We start from the raw sequence: 17,904 nt of genomic DNA, 5'->3' as shown, positions 1-17,904 counted from the left end.
AAAGGGGCTTGCAAAGCGTCCGGGCTGCGAAAAGATGTCCGAATGGCTTCCGAAACCATTTCCTCCGCCGGCACCCCGCGCACCATCGCGGACGGCTATGTGCAGGCCCTTGCCGACCTCGACCCGCTGACCGCGGTCTACCTCGGACTCAACCCGGAGGACGACCGCCTCCCCGACCTCTCCCCGGCAGGCCAGGACGCCGTTGCCGAGCTGGCCCGCCGCACGCTGGCCGAGCTGGACGCCGCGGAGGCCGCCGGTGCCATCGACGCCGCCGCGGACCCGCAGGCCGAGCGGCGCTGCGCCCGGCTGCTGCGCGAGCGGCTCACCGCCGAGCTCGCCGTTCACGACGCGAGCGAGCACCTGCGCGCGGTCCGCAACCTCGGCTCGCCGCTGCACAACACCCGCGAGCTGTTCACCCTGCTGCCGACCGACACCGAGGACGACTGGCGGCAGCTCGGCCGCCGGCTGGCCCGGATCCCGCTGACCCTGCGCGGGTACCGCGAGCTGCTGGAGGCGGGCATCGCCGCGGGGCGGCTGTCCGGCCCGCGCCAGGTGGTCACCGTGATCGGGCAGCTCGACGAGTGGCTGGCGCCCGACGACTCGGCCGTCGAGGAGGCCCGCTCGGCCGGCTGGTTCGGCGTGCTGGTCAGCCCGGCCCCCGAGGCGGTGCGGGCCGAGCTGGTCGGCCACGCCCGGGCCGCCGCCGAGGAGCTCGCCGCGCTGCGCGGCTGGCTGTCCGAGGTCTACGGTCCGGCCGCCGCCGACACCCCCGACGCGGTCGGCCGCGAGCGCTACGGCCGCTGGGTGCGCTACTGGACGGGCGCCGACCTGGACCTGGACGAGGCCTACCAGTGGGCCTGGACCGAGTTCCACGACCTGGACCGGCAGATGCGCGTCGAGGCCGAGAAGGTCCGACCGGGCAGCACCCCGATGCAGGCGATGCACTGGCTGGAGACCGACGGCGAGGCGATCGAGGGCGCCGGGACGGCCCGCGAGTACCTGCAGGGCCTGATGGACCAGGCGATCGACGACCTGCAGGGCGTGCACTTCGACCTGGCCGAGCCGGTCACCCGGGTGGAGTCGCGGATCGCCCCCGCGGGCAGCGCGGCGGCCCCCTACTACACCGCCCCTTCGTTGGACTTCACCCGTCCCGGCCGCACCTGGCTGCCGGTGCTCGGGCGCGAGCGGTTCCCGGTCTGGGACCTGGTCAGCACCTGGTACCACGAGGGCGTCCCGGGTCACCACCTGCAGCTGGCGCAGTGGAACCACGTGGCCGGCAGCCTGTCCACCTACCAGGTCAGCATGGGCGGCGTCAGCGCCAACCTGGAGGGCTGGGCGCTCTACGCCGAGCGCCTGATGGACGAGCTGGGCTACCTCACCGACCCGGGGCACCGCCTCGGCTACCTCAACGCCCAGATGATGCGGGCGCTGCGGGTGATCGTGGACATCGGCATGCACGTCGGTCTGGACTTCCCGGCCCACTCGCCGTTCCACCCGGGCGAGCCGATGACCCCCGAGCTGGCCAGGGAGTTCTTCGGCGAGTACTGCGGGCTGTCGGCGGCGTTCCTGGACAGCGAGCTGGTCCGCTACCTGGGCATGCCCGGGCAGGCGATCGGCTACAAGCTGGGCGAGCGCGCCTGGCTGCGCGGCCGGGCGGCGGCGCGGGCGGCGCACGAGGCGCGCGGCGAGGAGTTCGACCTGAAGGCCTGGCACATGGCGGCGCTCTCCCAGGGCTCGCTGGGCCTGGACGACCTGGTGGCGGAGCTCTCGGCGCTCTGACGGGCGGCCACCGCCAACGGGCGGCTCCGGCCGGGACCCGGGACCACGTCGCGGCGGCGTGGTCCCGGGGCGTCGCCACCCGGCCACTCCTGGTCAGCACCTGGTGAAATCGGGGACTTATTCCCCGTTTTCGCCGTTTTTCGCTTGCCTTGTCCGATTCTGCGAGCTTCGCTGGAGAAAGTGCCGTCCGCGCACGCCGGCGGCACCCTCGTCCGGAAGGCTCTCCCGTGTCCGCCCAACACGCGATGAGCGACCCGGTGCCGGACCCCCGCCGCTGGCGGGCACTGGCCGTGATCGCCATCGCCCAGCTGATGATCGTGCTCGACATCACGATCGTGAACATCGCCCTACCCTCCGCCCAGAAGGACCTTGGGATCTCCACCGGCGACCGGCAGTGGGTGGTCACCGCGTACACCCTCGCCTTCGGCGGGCTGCTGCTGCTCGGCGGCCGCCTCGGCGACCTGTTCGGCCGCAAGCGCACCTTCATGATCGGCCTGCTCGGCTTCGCCGCCGCCTCCGCGCTCGGCGGTGCCGCGGTCTCTCCGGGGATGCTCTTCATCGCCCGTGCCATGCAGGGCGCCTTCGGCGCGCTCCTGGCCCCCTCGGCGCTGGGCCTGCTCTCCACCACCTTCACCATCCCGCGTGAACGCGCCACCGCCTTCGGCATCTTCGGCGCCATCGCGGCCGGCGGCAGCGCCGTCGGCTTCATCGCAGGCGGACTGCTCACCGAATTCCTCAACTGGCGCTGGTGCCTGTTCGTCAACGCGCCGATCGCGCTGGTCACGGCGCTCGCCGCCTACACGCTGCTCAAGCGCGACCACATCGAGAAGGGCCGGCGGATCCCGCTCGACCTACCCGGCGTGGCACTCGGCTGCGGCGGCCTGCTGGCCATCGTCTACGGCACCTCGGAGGCCGAGTCGCGCGGCTGGGGCGACTGGCTGGTGCTCACCTGCCTCTGCCTGGGCGCCGCGCTGGAGGTCTGCTTCGTGCTGGCCGAGAAGCGCTCCACGCACCCGCTGCTGCCGCTGCACATCGTGCGCGACCGCAACCGCGGCGGTGCCGCCCTGTCGGTGGGCCTGGCCGTGATCGGGCTGTTCGGGATGTTCCTGTTCCTGACCTACTACCTGCAGACGGTCAAGGGGTTCTCGCCGCTGAAGACCGGGGTCGCGTTCCTGCCGATGACGGCGGCGATCATCCTCGCCTCCACCGGCATCGCGGCCCGGCTGATGACCAGGGTGCCGTCCCGCAACCTGATCGTGCCCGGGTTGCTGCTCGGCGCCTCCGGGATGGCGTGGCTTTCCCAGATGAAGGTGGACAGCCCGTACGCGGCCATGGTGCTGCCCAGCGAGCTGCTGCTCGGCCTCGGCATGGGCATGGTGTTCATGCCGTCGATGAACCTGGCCACCCTCGGTGTCGCACCACGCGAGACCGGTGCGGCGGCGGCCACCATCAACACCGCCCAGCAGGTCGGCGGCTCGTTCGGCACCGCGCTGCTCAACACCATCGCGGCCAGCGCCACCACCGCCTACCTGGTCGGCAAGGACCTGTCCAGCAAGGCGGTCCGGGACGCGGGGGCGGTGCACGGCTACAGCATCGCCGCCTGGGTCGCGCTCGGAGTCTTCCTACTCGCGGCGCTGGTCGCGGCCATCATGGTCGACCACCGGCCGAGCCCCGAGGAGCAGGGCGCCGAGCAGGAGAGCGAGGCCCGGCTGCCGGCCACCGGACGACCGGCGACCGCGGAGGCCGCGGAGCCCGAGGCCACCTGACCTGACGCGGCGACTGCGGGGGCGGCGGGGCCCGAGGCCACCTGACGGGCCGTCCCGTCGCTCCCGCAGCCCCTCTTCCTTCCGGCGCGAAGCGTCAGACATGATGTTTCCGCAGTCCACCAGCCGGACATGTTCTCGTCTCCTGCCTTACCCCGGCCGGTGGATTCTCAGGCGGATCTCAGCCGAGGATCACCTGGCGACCAGCGAGCCGGGTAATAGTCGGTAGGGTCCGCGGCGCCGCACCCAGGCGCCGAGCAGTCGACCGACCGGGCCATCGAGCACGAGCACGAGCGATCGTGGGCAGGAGTCACGTCCTGATGACCAGTGAGCACCAGCGCGGTACCGCCCGCGTCCGCAGGTTCCGTCCGGTGGTCCTGGTGGCCGTGCTCGCCCTGGTGCTGCTCGGGGCCATAACGGGGGTCAGCATGCTCACCCCCAGCGCCGCCGCGTTCACCGGGCTGACCGGTGGCTCGGGTGCGCACCGGTCGGGCGCGCCGGCCAAGACCGTGAAGAGCGGCCAGCCGTCCGCCACTTCCGCCACCTCGGCCGCCCCCAGCACCCCCGCCGCCGACCCGGCCGGCGGAGCCGCCGTCGCCGAGCCGTCCACCAGCTCCCCGGTCGCCCAGCTGCCGCCGCTGAACTCCCCGTCGCCGTCGGCCACCCCGACCCCGCCCCGACCCCGAGCGACACGCCGCCGGCCCCCTCGCCGTCCGACCCGCCGAGCTCGGCCGACCCCTCCTCGCCGGCCCCCGTCGCCTCCGACACCCGCACGGCGCCCACCACCTCGCCCGCCCCGCCCGGCGCGGAGTCCAACCGGGTCGGCGCCCTGTTCAGCGCACCGGTCGGCCCCGGCAACCACTTCTGCACGGCCAGTGTGGTGCACAGCGCCGCCCACGACCTGATCCTCACCGCCGCGCACTGCGTCTCCAGCGGCGCCAGCGGCGTCACCTTCGCCCCCGGCTACCGCGACGGCAAGGCCCCGTTCGGCACCTGGCAGGTCACCAAGGTCTTCACCACCAACGGCTGGTCCCAGACCGGCGACCCCGACCAGGACTTCGCGTTCCTCCAGCTCGCGCCCAACAGCAGCGGCCAGCAGGTCGAGGACGTGGTCGGCAGCGAGAACCTGGGCCTCAACGAGCCCTTCACCGCCACCGTCCGCCTCTACGGCTACCCGAACGCCAGCGACGAGCCGATCGTCTGCAGCAACGCCACCACCCAGCAGTCCGCCTACCAGCGCCGCATCGACTGCCCCGCCTACCCCAACGGCACCAGCGGCGGCCCTGGATCTCCACCGCCACCGGCAACGTCATCGGCGTCATCGGCGGCTACCAGCAGGGCGGCTACACCGACGACACCTCGTACAGCGCCTACTTCGACTCGACGATCGGGAACCTGTACAGCACGGCGACAGGGTCGTGACCGGCCGGTAGGGTGCGGACGGTCCCCGCTCCGACGTCGAGGAACCGTCCGCATGCCCACACCGACCGGTGCCATCCCGCCCCGCTTCAAGCGCGTCCACCTCCAGGGCCTGCCGTCGGGGGTGGCGGTGCTGTCGATCGCCTGACCCCGGGCATGTCCCTGGCCGCCGCCGTCGAGTCGCTGCGCCCCGTCCCCCGGGACGAGCGCATCGCCCGCGCCGACCCGGACGCCCAACTCCGCAGCTGATCAGGCCTCTCAGACCTCGAACTCGTACCCCAGCACATAGGCGCCCGCGTCCAGCACCACCAGAACCCGAGCAGCTGGTGCGGGTGCTGCGCGGGAGCGCGGTTGTGGATCTTGTACCGCTAGCATCGCTCCCGCTCGGTGCGTAGAGGGGGAGACATGAACACTGCCGGTGCGATCGTCCTGTTCGGCGCGGTGCTGGTTTGCGCGATCTCGTTGGGCGCCTACGGCGTCCTGCGGCAGCGCTCGACGCCGGGTGCCAGGTTGGCCGGGTGGGTGTGTCTGGCGCTGGGCGTGCCGGCCGGGCTGGTGCCGGTGCTCGCGCTGCTGTCCGCGCTGTTCGTGCCCGTGTACAGATGAGGCGCCGCGGGCCCGGTGGGCGGCGTGGCTCTCCGGCTCCCCGCGGGCATGACGAAAGGCCCAGATCCACTGGACCTGGGCCTCACTCAGCACTTCTCGCGAAGTGCCCCCGGTAGGATTCGAACCTACGCACCCGCCTCCGGAGGGCGGTGCTCTATCCCCTGAGCTACGGGGGCTTGCCTTTGTCGCTTTCCCTCGCGTTCCGGCGACGTGGAGAACATTACCAGCTCCGCGGAGCACTCCGTGCACGGGTTTTCGCAGGACCACGGCAGGACCGCGGCGGGCGGCAGGACCGGTTCGGACCGGGTGCGGGAAAGCCCGGACGGGAGCGGGTGGGCGGGCCTAGGCTCGGTGGGGTGTCGGGTGTGTCCGGGCGGGTCCTCGTGGTGGACGACAGCGAGGTGATCCGTCAGCTGATCAGGGTCAACCTGGAGCTGGAGGGCTTCGAGGTGGTGACCGCGGCCGACGGTGCCGAGTGCCTGGAGGTGGTCCGCCGGGTGCGTCCGGACGTGGTGACGCTGGACGTGATGATGCCGCGCCTCGACGGGCTGCGGACGGCGGCCCGGCTGCGTTCCGAGCCCGGCACGGCCGGGTTGCCGATCGCGATCGTGAGCGCCTGCACACCGGCGGATCTGGAGAAGGGCGAGTCGGTCGGGGTGGACGGCTACCTGGCCAAGCCGTTCGACCCGGCGGATCTGGTGGCCCTGGTGCACCGCCTGCTGGCGCTGCGCGGGCAGCCGCGGGCGGGGTTCACCTTCGGTGCGGGGGAGGCGAGCACCCTGTTCGCCCAGAGTGAACAGGATCTCGAAGGGCGGCCACCGCGCGGTCACTACCCGCCTCTCGCCTAGGCTTGGGCGCGTGACACCCGCAGAGCTCTCCCAGGCAGTCCAGGTCGCCGTGCGCGCCGCCGTCGAGGCGGGCGAGCTGTCCGTCGACGTTCCCGAGCAGGTGACGGTCGAGCGACCGAAGAACCGCGACCACGGCGACTACGCCACCAATGTGGCGCTCCAGCTGGCCAAGCCCGCCGGCATGCCGCCGCGCGCGGTGGCCGAGCTGGTCGCCGCCCGACTGCGCGAGCTGCCCGGCGTGGCCAAGGTCGACATCGCAGGCCCGGGCTTCCTCAACATCACGCTGGACGCCGCCACCCAGGGCGAGCTGGCCCGCGTCATCGTCGAGACGGGCACGGCGTACGGCCGCAACGAGGCGCTCAAGGGTCTGAAGATCAACCTGGAGTTCGTCTCGGCCAACCCGACCGGCCCGATCCACATCGGCGGCGTCCGCTGGGCGGCCGTCGGCGACTCGCTGGCCCGCATCCTGCGCGCGACCGGCGCCGAGGTGTCCACCGAGTACTACCTCAACGACGCGGGCGTGCAGATCTCCAAGTTCGCCGCCTCGCTCAAGGCCGCAGCCAACGGACAGCCGGTCCCGGCGGACGGCTACGTCGGCGAGTACATCAACGACATCGCCAAGGCGATCACCGACGGCGTGCCGGGCATCCTCGACCTGCCCGAGGACGAGCAGCTGCAGGCTTTCCGCACCCACGGGCTGCAGCTCATGGTGGCCGAGATCCAGCGCTCCATGGACGAGTTCGGCACCCACTTCGACACCTGGTTCTCGGAGAAGTCGCTGCACGACTCCGGCGCCGTCACCAAGGCCATGGAGCGGCTGCGCGAGCAGGGCCACGTCTTCGATCAGGACGGCGCGATCTGGCTGCGCACCACCGACTTCGGTGACGACAAGGACCGGGTGCTGATCAAGGCCGACGGCGAGACCACCTACTTCGCCGCCGACGCCGCCTACTACCTCTCCAAGCGGGACCGCGGCGCCGAGGTCAGCGTCTACATGCTGGGCGCCGACCACCACGGCTACGTCGGCCGCCTCAAGGCCATCGCGGCCTGCGCGGGCGACGACATGAACCGCAACATCGAGGTCAAGATCGGCCAGTTCGTCAAGATGCTGCGTGATGGCGAGGAGGTCCGCATGTCCAAGCGGGCCGGCAACATCATCACCATCGACGACGTGGTCGACTGGATCGGCGTGGACGCCGCGCGCTACACCCTGAGCCGCTCCTCCACCGACTCCACGATCACCCTCGACATCAACATCCTGACCAGCCAGACCAACGAGAACCCGGTCTACTACGTGCAGTACGCGCACACCCGGATGTGCGGGGTGGCCCGCAAGGCCGCCGAGCTGGGCGTGGACAAGGGCACGGCCGCCGAGTTCAAGCCGGAGCTGCTGGCCACCGAGTGGGAGAGCGACATGCTCGGTGCGCTCGGCGAGTTCCCGCGGATCGTGGCCCGGGCCGGCGAGCTGCGCGAGCCGCACCACGTCGCGCGCTACCTGGAGGACCTGGCCGGCAAGTACCACCGGCTCTACGAGAACTGCCAGTTCCTGCCGAAGGGCGACGAGGAGCTGAACGACACGCACCGGGCCCGCCTCTGGCTGGTCGAGGCGACGCGCACGGTGCTGGCCAACGGCCTGACGCTCCTGGGGGTTTCGGCCCCCGAGCGGATGTAGCCGCCAACCGCCTTGCCTGGCAGGGGCGGTGACGGTTCATCGGGAACCGTTGCCGCCCCTGTCCGCTAGTAGAGCTAGCAGAGCACAAGGAGAAGCACCATGAGCCGCTCCGCGCACCCCGCCGGTCCGCGCTACGCAGACGTGCTGTCGGAGGGCCACCACCCGGCCCCGCCCGGCGACTTGAACACGCTGGACCCGAAGATCTGGTCCCGCACCGTCAGCCGCGACGCCGCGGGCGCCGCCACCGTGGGCGGGATCCCGGTGACCGAGCTGGCCGAGGAGTTCGGCACCCCGGCGTACCTGCTGGACGAGGCCGACTTCCGGGCCAGGGCCCGGGCCTGGCGGGACGCCTTCGGCCCCGGTGCGGACGTCTACTACGCGGGCAAGGCCTTCCTCTGCAAGGCGGTGGTCCGCTGGCTGCACGAGGAGGGGCTCAACCTCGACGTGTGCAGCGCCGGGGAGCTGGCGGTGGCGCTGGCCGCCGGGATGCCCGCGGGACGCCTGGCGCTGCACGGCAACAACAAGTCGCCCGAGGAACTGGAGCTGGCGGTGAAGGCCGGGGTGGGCCACATCGTGCTGGACTCGTTCCAGGAGATCGACCGGCTGGCCGCCGTCGCCCGGGCCACGGGGTGCGCCAGCCGGTGCTGATCCGGATCACGGTCGGCGTCGAGGCGCACACCCACGAGTTCATCGCGACGGCCCACGAGGACCAGAAGTTCGGTGTTTCGCTGGCCGACGGCGCGGCCGCCGAGGCGGTCCGGCGCACCCTGGCCGAGCACGACGCCCTGGAACTGCGCGGCCTGCACTCGCACATCGGCTCGCAGATCTTCGACACCGCCGGCTTCGAGGTGGCGGCCCGCCGGGTGGTCGGCCTGCTCGCCGGGATCCGCGACGAGCACGGCGTGGAGCTGCCGGAGATCGACCTGGGCGGCGGCCTGGGCATCGCCTACACCGACGAGGACGACCCGAGGGAGCCCGCCGAGATCGCCGCCTCGCTCACCGAGATCGTCCGCCGCGAGTGCGCCGCGGCCGATCTGGCGGTTCCCCGGCTCAGCGTGGAGCCGGGCCGGGCCATCGCCGGCCCGACCACCTGCACGCTCTACCGGGTGGGCACGGTCAAGCCGCTGGCGGGGCTGCGCAGTTACGTCAGCGTGGACGGCGGGATGTCCGACAACATCCGCACCGCGCTCTACGACGCCGCCTATTCGGTGGCCCTGGTCTCCCGGACCAGCACGGCCGGGCCGATGCTGGTGCGGGTGGTCGGCAAGCACTGCGAGTCCGGCGACATCGTGGTGAAGGACGCCTATCTGCCGGCCGACCTGGCCCTGGGCGACCTGATCGCGGTGCCGGCCACCGGCGCCTACTGCCGCTCGATGGCGAGCAACTACAACCACGCGCTCCGCCCCCCGTGGTGGCCGTTTCCGACGGCACGGCCCGGGTGATCGTGCGGCGCGAGACGGAAGAGGATCTGTTGCGACTGGATATCGGATAACGAAAATCCTGTCTCAGATTCTGAAACGGCGATAGATCTTTACCGATCGTCCCGGAGACTTGACCCCATGGCCGGATCCGAAGGCCGGATCCCAGGCCCGGAATACCCGAACGGAATGAGCGGAGTCGGATGATGCGTACGCGGCCGCTGAAGGTGGCGTTGCTGGGCTGTGGTGTGGTGGGCTCCGAGGTGGCGCGCATCATGACGACAGACGCCGCCGACCTCGCCGCGCGCATCGGCGCGCCGGTCGAGCTCGCCGGCATCGCGGTCCGCCGGGCCGGCCGGCCCCGCCCGGGAGTGCCCGAGCACCTGGTCACCACCGACGCCGAGGCGCTGGTCAACCGCGGCGACATCGACGTGGTGATCGAGGTGGTCGGCGGCATCGAGCCGTCCAAGGGCCTGATCCTCGCCGCCTTCAAACAGGGCGCCTCGGTGGTCAGCGCCAACAAGGCGCTGCTCGCCAAGGACGGCGCCGAGCTGCACCAGGCGGCCGCCGAGGCCGGCGTGGACCTGTACTACGAGGCCGCGGTGGCCGGCGCCATCCCGCTGATCCGCCCGCTGCGCGAGTCGCTGGCCGGCGACCGGGTGAACCGGGTGCTGGGCATCGTCAACGGCACCACCAACTTCATCCTGGACAAGATGGACTCCACCGGCGCCGGCTACTCGGAGGCGCTGGAGGAGGCCACCGCACTGGGCTACGCCGAGGCCGACCCGACCGCCGACGTGGAGGGCTTCGACGCCGCCGCCAAGGCCGCGATCCTGGCCGGCATCGCCTTCCACACCAAGGTCACCGCCGCCGACGTCTACCGCGAGGGCCTGACCGAGGTGACCGCCGCGGACATCGCCAGCGCCAAGCAGATGGGCTGCGTGGTCAAGCTGCTGGCGATCTGCGAGCGGGCCGCGGACGGCGAGTCGGTCACCGCCCGGGTGCACCCGGCGATGATCCCGCTCAGCCACCCGCTGGCCAGCGTCCGGGAGGCCTACAACGCGGTCTTCGTGGAGGCCGAGGCGGCCGGCCGGCTGATGTTCTACGGGCCGGGCGCGGGCGGCGCGCCGACCGCCTCGGCGGTGCTCGGCGACCTGGTGGCGGTCTGCCGCAACAAGCTGAACGGCAGCACCGGGCCGGGCGACTCGGTCTACACCCAGCTGCCGGCCAAGCCGATGGACGAGGTCGTCACCCGCTACCACGTCAGCCTGGACGTGGACGACCGGGCCGGCGTGCTTGCGCAGGTGGCCTCGGTCTTCGCCGAGCACGGGGTCTCCATCGACACCGTGCGCCAGCAGGGCCGCGACGGCGACGCCTCGCTCGTCGTGGTCACCCACCGGGCCACCGACGCGGCGCTGTCGGCGACCGTGGACAAGATCCGCGCGCTGGACAGCGTGCGGGATGTGGCCAGCATCATGCGGGTTGAAGGGGAATGAGCATGAACGCCGTGATCGACCGCGTCGGCGGGCACACCCACCAGTGGCGGGGCCTGATCGAGGAGTACCGCGACCGCCTGCCGGTCTCCGAGGCCACTCCGGTGGTCACCCTGCTGGAGGGCGGCACGCCGCTGGTCCCCGCCCAGGTGCTCTCCGAGCGCACCGGCTGTGACGTCTATCTCAAGGTCGAGGGCGCCAACCCGACCGGCTCCTTCAAGGACCGGGGCATGACGATGGCGATCTCCAAGGCCAAGGAGGCCGGCGCCCGGGCGGTGATCTGCGCCTCCACCGGCAACACCTCGGCCTCGGCCGCCGCCTACGCGGTGCGGGCCGGCCTGGTCTGCGCGGTGCTGGTGCCGCAGGGCAAGATCGCGCTCGGCAAGATGGGCCAGGCGCTGGTGCACGGCTCGCGGATCCTCCAGGTGGACGGGAACTTCGACGACTGCCTCACCCTGGCGCGCGAGCTGTCCGAGAACTACCCGGTGGCGCTGGTGAACTCGGTCAACCCGGTGCGGATCGAGGGTCAGAAGACCGCCGCCTTCGAGATCGTGGACATGCTCGGCGACGCCCCCGACATCCATGTGCTGCCGGTCGGCAACGCGGGCAACATCACCGCCTACTGGAAGGGCTACCGCGAGTACGCCCACCCGTCGCCCGCCGCCACCCTTGACGGAGACTCCCCCAGACTCCGTCCGGGGGACCCCACCGCGTCGCACCCTCCCTGGGCTCGCCACCCGCACCCCGCGGATGTGGGGCTTCCAGGCCGCCGGCTCGGCCCCGATCGTGGACGGCGCCCCGGTGCTCAAGCCGCAGACCATCGCCACCGCGATCCGGATCGGCAACCCGGCCTCCTGGGCCTTCGCGGAGGCCGCCCGGGACGAGTCCGGCGGCCTGATCGACAAGGTGACGGACCGTCAGATCCTGGCCGCCTACCGGATGTTGGCCGCCCGGGAGGGCGTCTTCGTGGAGCCCGCCTCGGCCGCCGGCGTGGCCGGACTGCTGGCCAAGGCGGAGGCCGGCCTGGTCGACCCGGGCCAGCGGATCGTCTGCACCGTCACCGGCAACGGTCTGAAGGACCCGGACTGGGCCGTGGCCGGCGCCCCGCAGCCGCAGGTCGTCCCGGTCTCCGCCGCTGCCGCCGCGCAGCACCTGGGCCTGCTGGACTGAACCCAGCGCCCGGTGGAAGCGAACGGAGCCTGAGGGATCGTCACACCGAGGTGTTACCCCGCTGATCCGGGGTAACGCCTCGGTGTCGCTTTCGTTGTTCCTGGCATGTTCGCTGTGCTGTTCCAACCGGTGCTGAATCGGCATGAATTCCGGCCATAACCTGCAACACGGCAGATCGAAGGGGAACGGGGTGTACCGCTGTGGAACCTCTCTTCGATACGCTGAGCCCTGGCGGTGTGGCACATGCCGAGAGCTGTTCAGTGACTGACCCGCTCGCAGTGCCCTGACACCCCCCATCGCCCCCAGTTTCGAATCACAGCACCGCCGGCCCCCGATGACGGGCCTGCCCCAGTTCTCCAGGAGAGTCCACCGCATGGCCGGTCCCGCGTTCCGTGCCGCCGCCGTCCGGGTGCGGGTCCCCGCTACCAGCGCCAACCTGGGCCCCGGGTTCGACGCCTTCGGACTCGCGCTGGGCCTCTACGACGACGTCGTGGTCCGGGTCGCCGACTCGGGCCTGTCGGTGGACATCGCCGGTGAGGGCGCCGATACGCTGCCCAGGAACGAGGACCACCTGCTGGTCCGCTCGATGCGGGCCGCCTTCGACCGGCTCGGCGGGCAGCCCCGCGGCCTCGAAGTGGTCTGCGCCAACCGGATACCCCATGGCCGTGGTCTGGGCTCCTCGTCGGCCGCGATCTGCGCCGGCGTCATCGCCGCCCGTGCGGTCACCATCGGCGGCCCGGCGGCCCTCGACGACACCGCGGTGCTGGCTCTGGCCTCCGAGCTGGAGGGCCACCCGGACAATGTCGCGGCCTGCCTGACCGGCGGTTTCACCATCGCCTGGACCGATGAGGACTCGGCCAAGGCGGTCCGGCTGGACCCGCACGAGGGTGTGGTCCCGGTGGTCTTCATCCCGGCCACCGAGGTGCTCACCAAGACGGCCCGCGGCCTGCTCCCGAAGACCGTCCCGCTGGCCGACGCCGCGGTCAACGCGGGCCGTTCGGCGCTGCTCGTGGAGGCGCTCACCCGGCGCCCCGAGCTGCTGCTGGCCGCCACCGAGGACCGGCTGCACCAGGACTACCGGGCCGCCGCGATGCCCGACAGCGCCGCCCTGGTGGGCGCGTTGCGCGCGGAGGGCGTGCCGGCGGTGATCTCCGGAGCCGGTCCGACCGTGCTCGCGCTGACCGACGAGGCCGGCGCCGAAAAGCTGCTGCAGTTCGCCGGTGAGCGGTTCGCCGCGCACCGACTGCGGCTGGACCGTGACGGAGCGGGCATCCGACCGTTGGACGGGTGACCGTTCCCGGCCGGATTCGACCGTGTGTTGAGCACGGTCGGCTTCCGCACGGCCGTGCGCCCATTGCGCGACCGGGCGGGAGGGACGGACACGATTGGCAAGCTCAAGGCTGGGGAATGTGTGAGGGGGTCGGTAGTGTTAACCTCATGTCTGCATCAGGCGCCCCGCGGGGCCCGGTGCACCGCGTCCCCCTCCCCAGGACCCGACTCCACGGGCCCGAGGCGTTGTCGGGGACCACGATTCTCCGGGAGCCCGCCACAGCGCGTACGCAGCCTGCCTGCGCGATTGCGGCCGCATCCCGAAGCCGTGTCGAATCCTGAACCCCACCCGCCGCAACTGGTCACGGACCAGCCGGGCGGGAGCGCGGGAGAACGTCACGCGACGGGGGCCCGGGTTTCGCAGGCAGCGCGGTCGGCATGAGATCGCCCACCGTGCCCTTTTGCACCACGGTGCCCCGTGCACCGCACCTCGCACCTCTTCCGCCACCTTGCACCTAGCGGTGGCGGGACCCACCGCATCGGACCTGCGCACCGCAGAGCGCAGGTCAGACAGCACAACCGGTCGCCGAGCCAGACAGGCCGACGTCCGCTCCAGGGAAGGACCCTTAGTGAGCGACACCACCGATCTGATGGGCGCGCGCCCGGACGCCGACGCGACGGACGCGCCCGCCGCCCCCGCGGCGCCGGCCAAGCGCCGCCGTACCGCTGCCGCAGGCCTTGACGGTCTGGTCCTGGCCGAGCTGCAGAAGCTCGCCTCGACGCTCGGCATCAGCGGCACCGGGCGGATGCGCAAGAGCCAGCTGATCGAGGCGATCAAGGAGAAGAGCGGCGGCGACCCGCTGCTCGCCTCCGCTCCGGCCGCGCCGGCGCCCGCCCGCGCCGCCGCCAAGGAGACCGCCCCGGCAGCCGAGAAGCCGGCCCGTCGGACCCGGGCCGCCGCCGCTGCCGCCGCCGAGCCGGCCGAGGCCCCCACCCAGATTGACATCCCGGGCCAGGCCGCCCCGGAGACCGCCGCCCCGGCCCGCGAGCGCGGCCGTCGCCGTGCCACCGCCGCCGCCGGCGCGCCGACCGCCGTCGAGGCCGCCACCGCCACCGCCGTGGAGACCGCCGAGCCGGCCGCCGAGGCCAAGGCCGAGGCGAAGACCGAGACCCGCGAGGGCCGCGACGAGCAGCGCGACGGCCGTCGGGAGCGCCGGGACCGGCGCGACCGGGCCGACCGCGGCGACCGCACCGAGGGCGGCGAGGGCGACGGCGAGGGCCGCGAGTCCCGCCGCGAGCGCCGCAACCGCCGGGAGCGGGCCGACCGCCGCGGCGAGCAGGGCGCCCCGCCGGCCCAGCAGCCGGCCGGCCAGCCCGCCGCCGCCCAGCAGGGCGGCTTCGAGGACGACGAGTTCGGCGACGGCCGCCGCGGCCGCCGTGGCCGCTACCGCGACCGCAACCGCCGGGGCGGCCGCCGCGAGGGCTTCGAGGGCGTGGCCGAGCCGCAGGTCGGCGACGACGACGTGCTGATCCCGGTCGCGGGCATCCTGGACATCCTGGACAACTACGCCTTCGTGCGGACCTCCGGCTACCTGCCGGGCTCCAACGACGTCTACGTCTCGCTCGCCCAGGTCCGCAAGAACGGCCTGCGCAAGGGTGACGCGATCACCGGTGCGGTGCGCCAGCCGCGGGACGGCGAGCGCCGCGAGAAGTTCAACGCCATGGTGCGGCTGGACTCGGTGAACGGCATGGACCCGGAGAGCGGCCGCAACCGCCCCGAGTTCGGCAAGCTCACCCCGCTCTACCCGCAGGAGCGGCTGCGCCTGGAGACCGACCCGGGTGTGCTGACCACCCGCATCATCGACATGGTGTCGCCGATCGGCAAGGGCCAGCGCGGTCTGATCGTCGCCCCGCCGAAGACCGGTAAGACGATGATCATGCAGGCGATCGCCAACGCGATCACCCGCAACAACCCCGAGTGCCACCTGATGGTCGTCCTGGTCGACGAGCGTCCGGAAGAGGTCACCGACATGCAGCGGTCGGTCAAGGGCGAGGTCATCTCCTCGACCTTCGACCGCCCGGCCGAGGACCACACCACCGTTGCCGAGCTGGCCATCGAGCGCGCCAAGCGCCTGGTGGAGCTGGGCCACGACGTGGTGATCCTGCTCGACTCGATCACCCGCCTGGGCCGTGCCTACAACCTGGCGGCCCCGGCCTCCGGCCGCATCCTGTCCGGTGGTGTCGACTCGACCGCGCTCTACCCGCCGAAGAAGTTCTTCGGTGCCGCCCGCAACATCGAGAACGGCGGCTCGCTGACCATCCTCGCCACCGCCCTGGTGGAGACCGGCTCCCGGGCCGACGAGGTGGTCTTCGAGGAGTTCAAGGGCACCGGCAACATGGAGCTGCGCCTGGACCGCAAGCTCGCCGACAAGCGGATCTTCCCGGCGGTGGACGTGGACGCGTCCAGCACCCGCAAGGAGGAGATCCTGCTCGGCAGCGAGGAGCTGGCGATCACCTGGAAGCTGCGCCGGGTGCTGCACGCGCTCGACTCCCAGCAGGCGATCGAGCTGCTGCTGGACAAGATGAAGCAGACCAAGTCGAACGCCGAGTTCCTGATGCAGATCGCCAAGACCACTCCGGGTTCCGGCGACTGACGGGCCGTCGTCTGACGGAGTGTGACACCAGGGCCGCCCGGCCCGTCGACCCAAGGATTCCCGAGGGGCGACAGGCCGGGCGGCCCTCGGCGTTCCGGTGCGCCGCACGGCTGTTACGCGAACCGGACATACGCTCGCATATGCTCAAAAGATGTCCGAATCGCAGCAGCAGAACGAGAACTCCCGGCCCGCGCGCCGGCACCGCAAGGTGTGCAGCCGCAGGTCCAAGCTGCTGCGGGCCGGTGCGTTCACGGCGGCCGGCCTGGTGCTGGTCGGCGGCGGCGCGGCGGGCTACGCGTACTGGAAGCTGAACGGCAACATCAAGAGCGTCGACATCGACGCCCAGCTGGGCACCAACCGCCCCAGCGCGCCCAGCGACGGCTCGTTCAACGTGCTGGTGCTCGGCTCCGACTCGCGGGCCGGCTCCAACAGCTCGCTGGCCGGCGGCAACACCGACGGCACCGCCCGCTCCGACACCGCGATGGTGGTGCACGTCGCCCAGGACCACAAGAGCGCCACCGTGGTCTCCATCCCGCGCGACACCCTGGTCTCCCGGCCCGCCTGCACCGCCAAGAACGGCAGCACGGTGCCGGCCGCGAAGGGCGTGATGTACAACAGCGCGTTCGAGACGGGCGGGGCGGCCTGCGCGGTGAAGACCACCGAGCAGCTGACCGGGATGCGGATGAACCACTTCGTGGAGATCGACTTCAGCGGTTTCGCGAGCTTCATCGACGCGATCGGCGGTGCCACCGTCACCACCACGGTCAACATCCACGACAAGGACAGCGGACTGAACCTGCCGGCCGGCACCAACCACCTCAACGGCACCCAGGCGCTGGCCTTCGTGCGCACCCGGCACGGCGTCGGCGACGGCAGCGACCTGGGCCGGATCGAGCTGCAGAAGCAGATGGTGAAGTCGATCGTCAAGCAGGTCTCGTCGATCGGGCTGTTCGGCAACCCGGTCAAGCTGTACTCGGTCGGCGACACCCTGACCAAGTCGATCACCACCGACTCCGCGCTGGCCTCGGTCTCGGCGCTGACCGGGCTGGGGGAGGAGCTGAAGGCGATAGGGACCGACCAGCTGACCATGGTCACGCTGCCGGTGCTGCCCGCGCCCACCGACCCCAACCGGGTGGTGGCCAAGGCGCCCGACGCCGACCAGCTCTGGGCCGCGCTGCGGGCCGACCGGCCGGCCCCGGCCCAGGTCGTCAGCAGCCAGCCGGCGAACCCGGCCGATCCGACCGCCCCGGCGAGCCCGAGTGCGGCTCCCAGCCCGGCGCCCAGCGCCACCGGGAGCCGCTAGCCGCCGGGTTGGGGCGCCGCGGCTCCTGGCCGCGGCTCCTGATCGGGGCCCGCGGAATTTCTGGAGCACCCGGCCGGTTTGGGAAGAAGCGGCCGGTGCTGGCACACTGGTCCGTCGGTCCCGGTTCACGAGCGGCTTCCCTGCCGCCGACCCGGTGCCCTCCCGAAACCTAGGAGATCCCCTTGAAGCGCGACGTTCACCCCACGTATGTGGTCACCAACGTGACCTGCACCTGTGGCGCCGAGTTCACCACTCGCTCCACCGAGCCCTCCGGCGTCATCCGCGCCGAGGTGTGCTCGCAGTGCCACCCCTTCTACACCGGCAAGCAGAAGATCCTCGACACCGGTGGCCGCGTGGCCCGCTTCGAGGCCCGCTTCGGCAAGCAGCACAGCGCGAAGGCCTAGCGCTCACGCGGCGCCGGTCTCCGGCGTCCCCGTATCCACGGGGGCGTCGGGGACCGGCGCCGTTCGCGTCTGCCCGTCCGTCCTCCTCAGTCATCCACGTTCTCCC

The 17,904-nt window shown here is 72.1% G+C and carries 12 protein-coding genes, 1 tRNA gene and 2 pseudogenes; 13 read left to right on the top strand and 2 right to left on the bottom strand.

Translation table 11 applies throughout. From position 1 onward, the window contains the following. Positions 1-42 precede the first annotated feature (42 nt). Positions 43-1,779, top strand: a complete 1,737-nt coding sequence (locus tag E6W39_RS15940; protein WP_141634088.1) for a DUF885 domain-containing protein — start codon at positions 43-45, stop codon at positions 1,777-1,779. Positions 1,780-2,024: 245 nt separating this feature from the next. Then, complete coding sequence (locus tag E6W39_RS15935) at positions 2,025-3,545, top strand: MFS transporter (RefSeq protein ID WP_141637766.1); 1,521 nt, start codon at positions 2,025-2,027, stop codon at positions 3,543-3,545. A 307-nt stretch (positions 3,546-3,852) separates the two neighbouring features. Here E6W39_RS15935 and E6W39_RS15930 read toward each other — a convergent pair whose 3' ends face one another. Then, complete coding sequence (locus E6W39_RS15930) at positions 3,853-4,206, bottom strand: hypothetical protein (RefSeq protein ID WP_141634087.1); 354 nt, start codon at positions 4,204-4,206, stop codon at positions 3,853-3,855. Positions 4,207-4,422: 216 nt separating this feature from the next. Here E6W39_RS15930 and E6W39_RS15925 point away from each other — a divergent pair, with 216 nt between their 5' ends. After that, complete coding sequence (locus E6W39_RS15925; protein ID WP_181799287.1) at positions 4,423-5,109, top strand: trypsin-like serine peptidase; 687 nt, start codon at positions 4,423-4,425, stop codon at positions 5,107-5,109. A 257-nt stretch (positions 5,110-5,366) separates the two neighbouring features. Further along, positions 5,367-5,567 (top strand): hypothetical protein, encoded by a 201-nt coding sequence (locus E6W39_RS15920; RefSeq protein WP_141634085.1) that lies wholly within the window; start codon positions 5,367-5,369, stop codon positions 5,565-5,567. Positions 5,568-5,671: 104 nt separating this feature from the next. Here the strand turns inward: E6W39_RS15920 and E6W39_RS15915 are convergent. Then, a tRNA-Arg gene (locus tag E6W39_RS15915) sits at positions 5,672-5,743 on the bottom strand. Positions 5,744-5,932: 189 nt separating this feature from the next. Here E6W39_RS15915 and E6W39_RS15910 point away from each other — a divergent pair. The 9 genes and pseudogenes from E6W39_RS15910 (at position 5,933) to rpmE (ending at position 17,798) form a co-directional block, all read left to right on the top strand. After that, the gene (locus E6W39_RS15910; protein ID WP_141637765.1) at positions 5,933-6,415 is read left to right on the top strand and encodes a response regulator; all 483 of its coding nucleotides are present in this window, start codon (positions 5,933-5,935) and stop codon (positions 6,413-6,415) included. Positions 6,416-6,425: 10 nt separating this feature from the next. Then, the gene (gene argS / locus E6W39_RS15905; RefSeq protein ID WP_141634084.1) at positions 6,426-8,087 is read left to right on the top strand and encodes an arginine--tRNA ligase; all 1,662 of its coding nucleotides are present in this window, start codon (positions 6,426-6,428) and stop codon (positions 8,085-8,087) included. A gap of 99 nt (positions 8,088-8,186) precedes the next feature. Next, positions 8,187-9,579 (top strand): annotated as a pseudogene (gene lysA / locus E6W39_RS15900) (diaminopimelate decarboxylase). 129 nt (positions 9,580-9,708) lie between these two features. Further along, positions 9,709-11,001, top strand: a complete 1,293-nt coding sequence (locus E6W39_RS15895) for a homoserine dehydrogenase (protein WP_141634083.1) — start codon at positions 9,709-9,711, stop codon at positions 10,999-11,001. Positions 11,002-11,003: 2 nt separating this feature from the next. Then, a pseudogene (gene thrC / locus E6W39_RS15890) lies at positions 11,004-12,168 on the top strand (threonine synthase). Positions 12,169-12,541: 373 nt separating this feature from the next. Further along, entirely contained in the window at positions 12,542-13,459 is a 918-nt protein-coding gene (gene thrB / locus E6W39_RS15885; RefSeq protein WP_141634082.1) for a homoserine kinase, read from the top strand. A gap of 607 nt (positions 13,460-14,066) precedes the next feature. Further along, positions 14,067-16,091 carry a transcription termination factor Rho gene (rho, locus tag E6W39_RS15880; protein WP_141634081.1) on the top strand — a complete coding sequence of 675 codons (2,025 nt, stop codon included), beginning with the start codon at positions 14,067-14,069 and terminating at the stop codon, positions 16,089-16,091. A 151-nt stretch (positions 16,092-16,242) separates the two neighbouring features. After that, positions 16,243-17,394 (top strand): LCP family protein, encoded by a 1,152-nt coding sequence (locus tag E6W39_RS15875; protein WP_141634080.1) that lies wholly within the window; start codon positions 16,243-16,245, stop codon positions 17,392-17,394. A gap of 182 nt (positions 17,395-17,576) precedes the next feature. After that, the gene (gene rpmE / locus E6W39_RS15870; RefSeq protein ID WP_101382214.1) at positions 17,577-17,798 is read left to right on the top strand and encodes a 50S ribosomal protein L31; all 222 of its coding nucleotides are present in this window, start codon (positions 17,577-17,579) and stop codon (positions 17,796-17,798) included. Positions 17,799-17,904 lie beyond the last annotated feature (106 nt).

It is taken from the genome of Kitasatospora acidiphila, from assembly GCF_006636205.1.
In the GTDB taxonomy this organism is placed as follows: domain Bacteria; phylum Actinomycetota; class Actinomycetes; order Streptomycetales; family Streptomycetaceae; genus Kitasatospora; species Kitasatospora acidiphila.
Note: the sequence above shows the minus strand (reverse complement) of the source record. Positions and strands in the feature narration are given on the sequence as shown.

Bases quoted from the DNA above. Each gene is read 5' to 3' on its own strand.
- E6W39_RS15895 (WP_141634083.1), top strand. From the start codon at position 9,709: ATGATGCGTACGCGGCCGCTGAAGGTGGCGTTGCTGGGCTGTGGTGTG.
- thrB (WP_141634082.1), top strand. From the start codon at position 12,542: ATGGCCGGTCCCGCGTTCCGTGCCGCCGCCGTCCGGGTGCGGGTCCCC.
- E6W39_RS15920 (WP_141634085.1), top strand. From the start codon at position 5,367: ATGAACACTGCCGGTGCGATCGTCCTGTTCGGCGCGGTGCTGGTTTGC.
- E6W39_RS15940 (WP_141634088.1), top strand. From the start codon at position 43: ATGGCTTCCGAAACCATTTCCTCCGCCGGCACCCCGCGCACCATCGCG.
- E6W39_RS15875 (WP_141634080.1), top strand. From the start codon at position 16,243: ATGTCCGAATCGCAGCAGCAGAACGAGAACTCCCGGCCCGCGCGCCGG.
- E6W39_RS15935 (WP_141637766.1), top strand. From the start codon at position 2,025: ATGAGCGACCCGGTGCCGGACCCCCGCCGCTGGCGGGCACTGGCCGTG.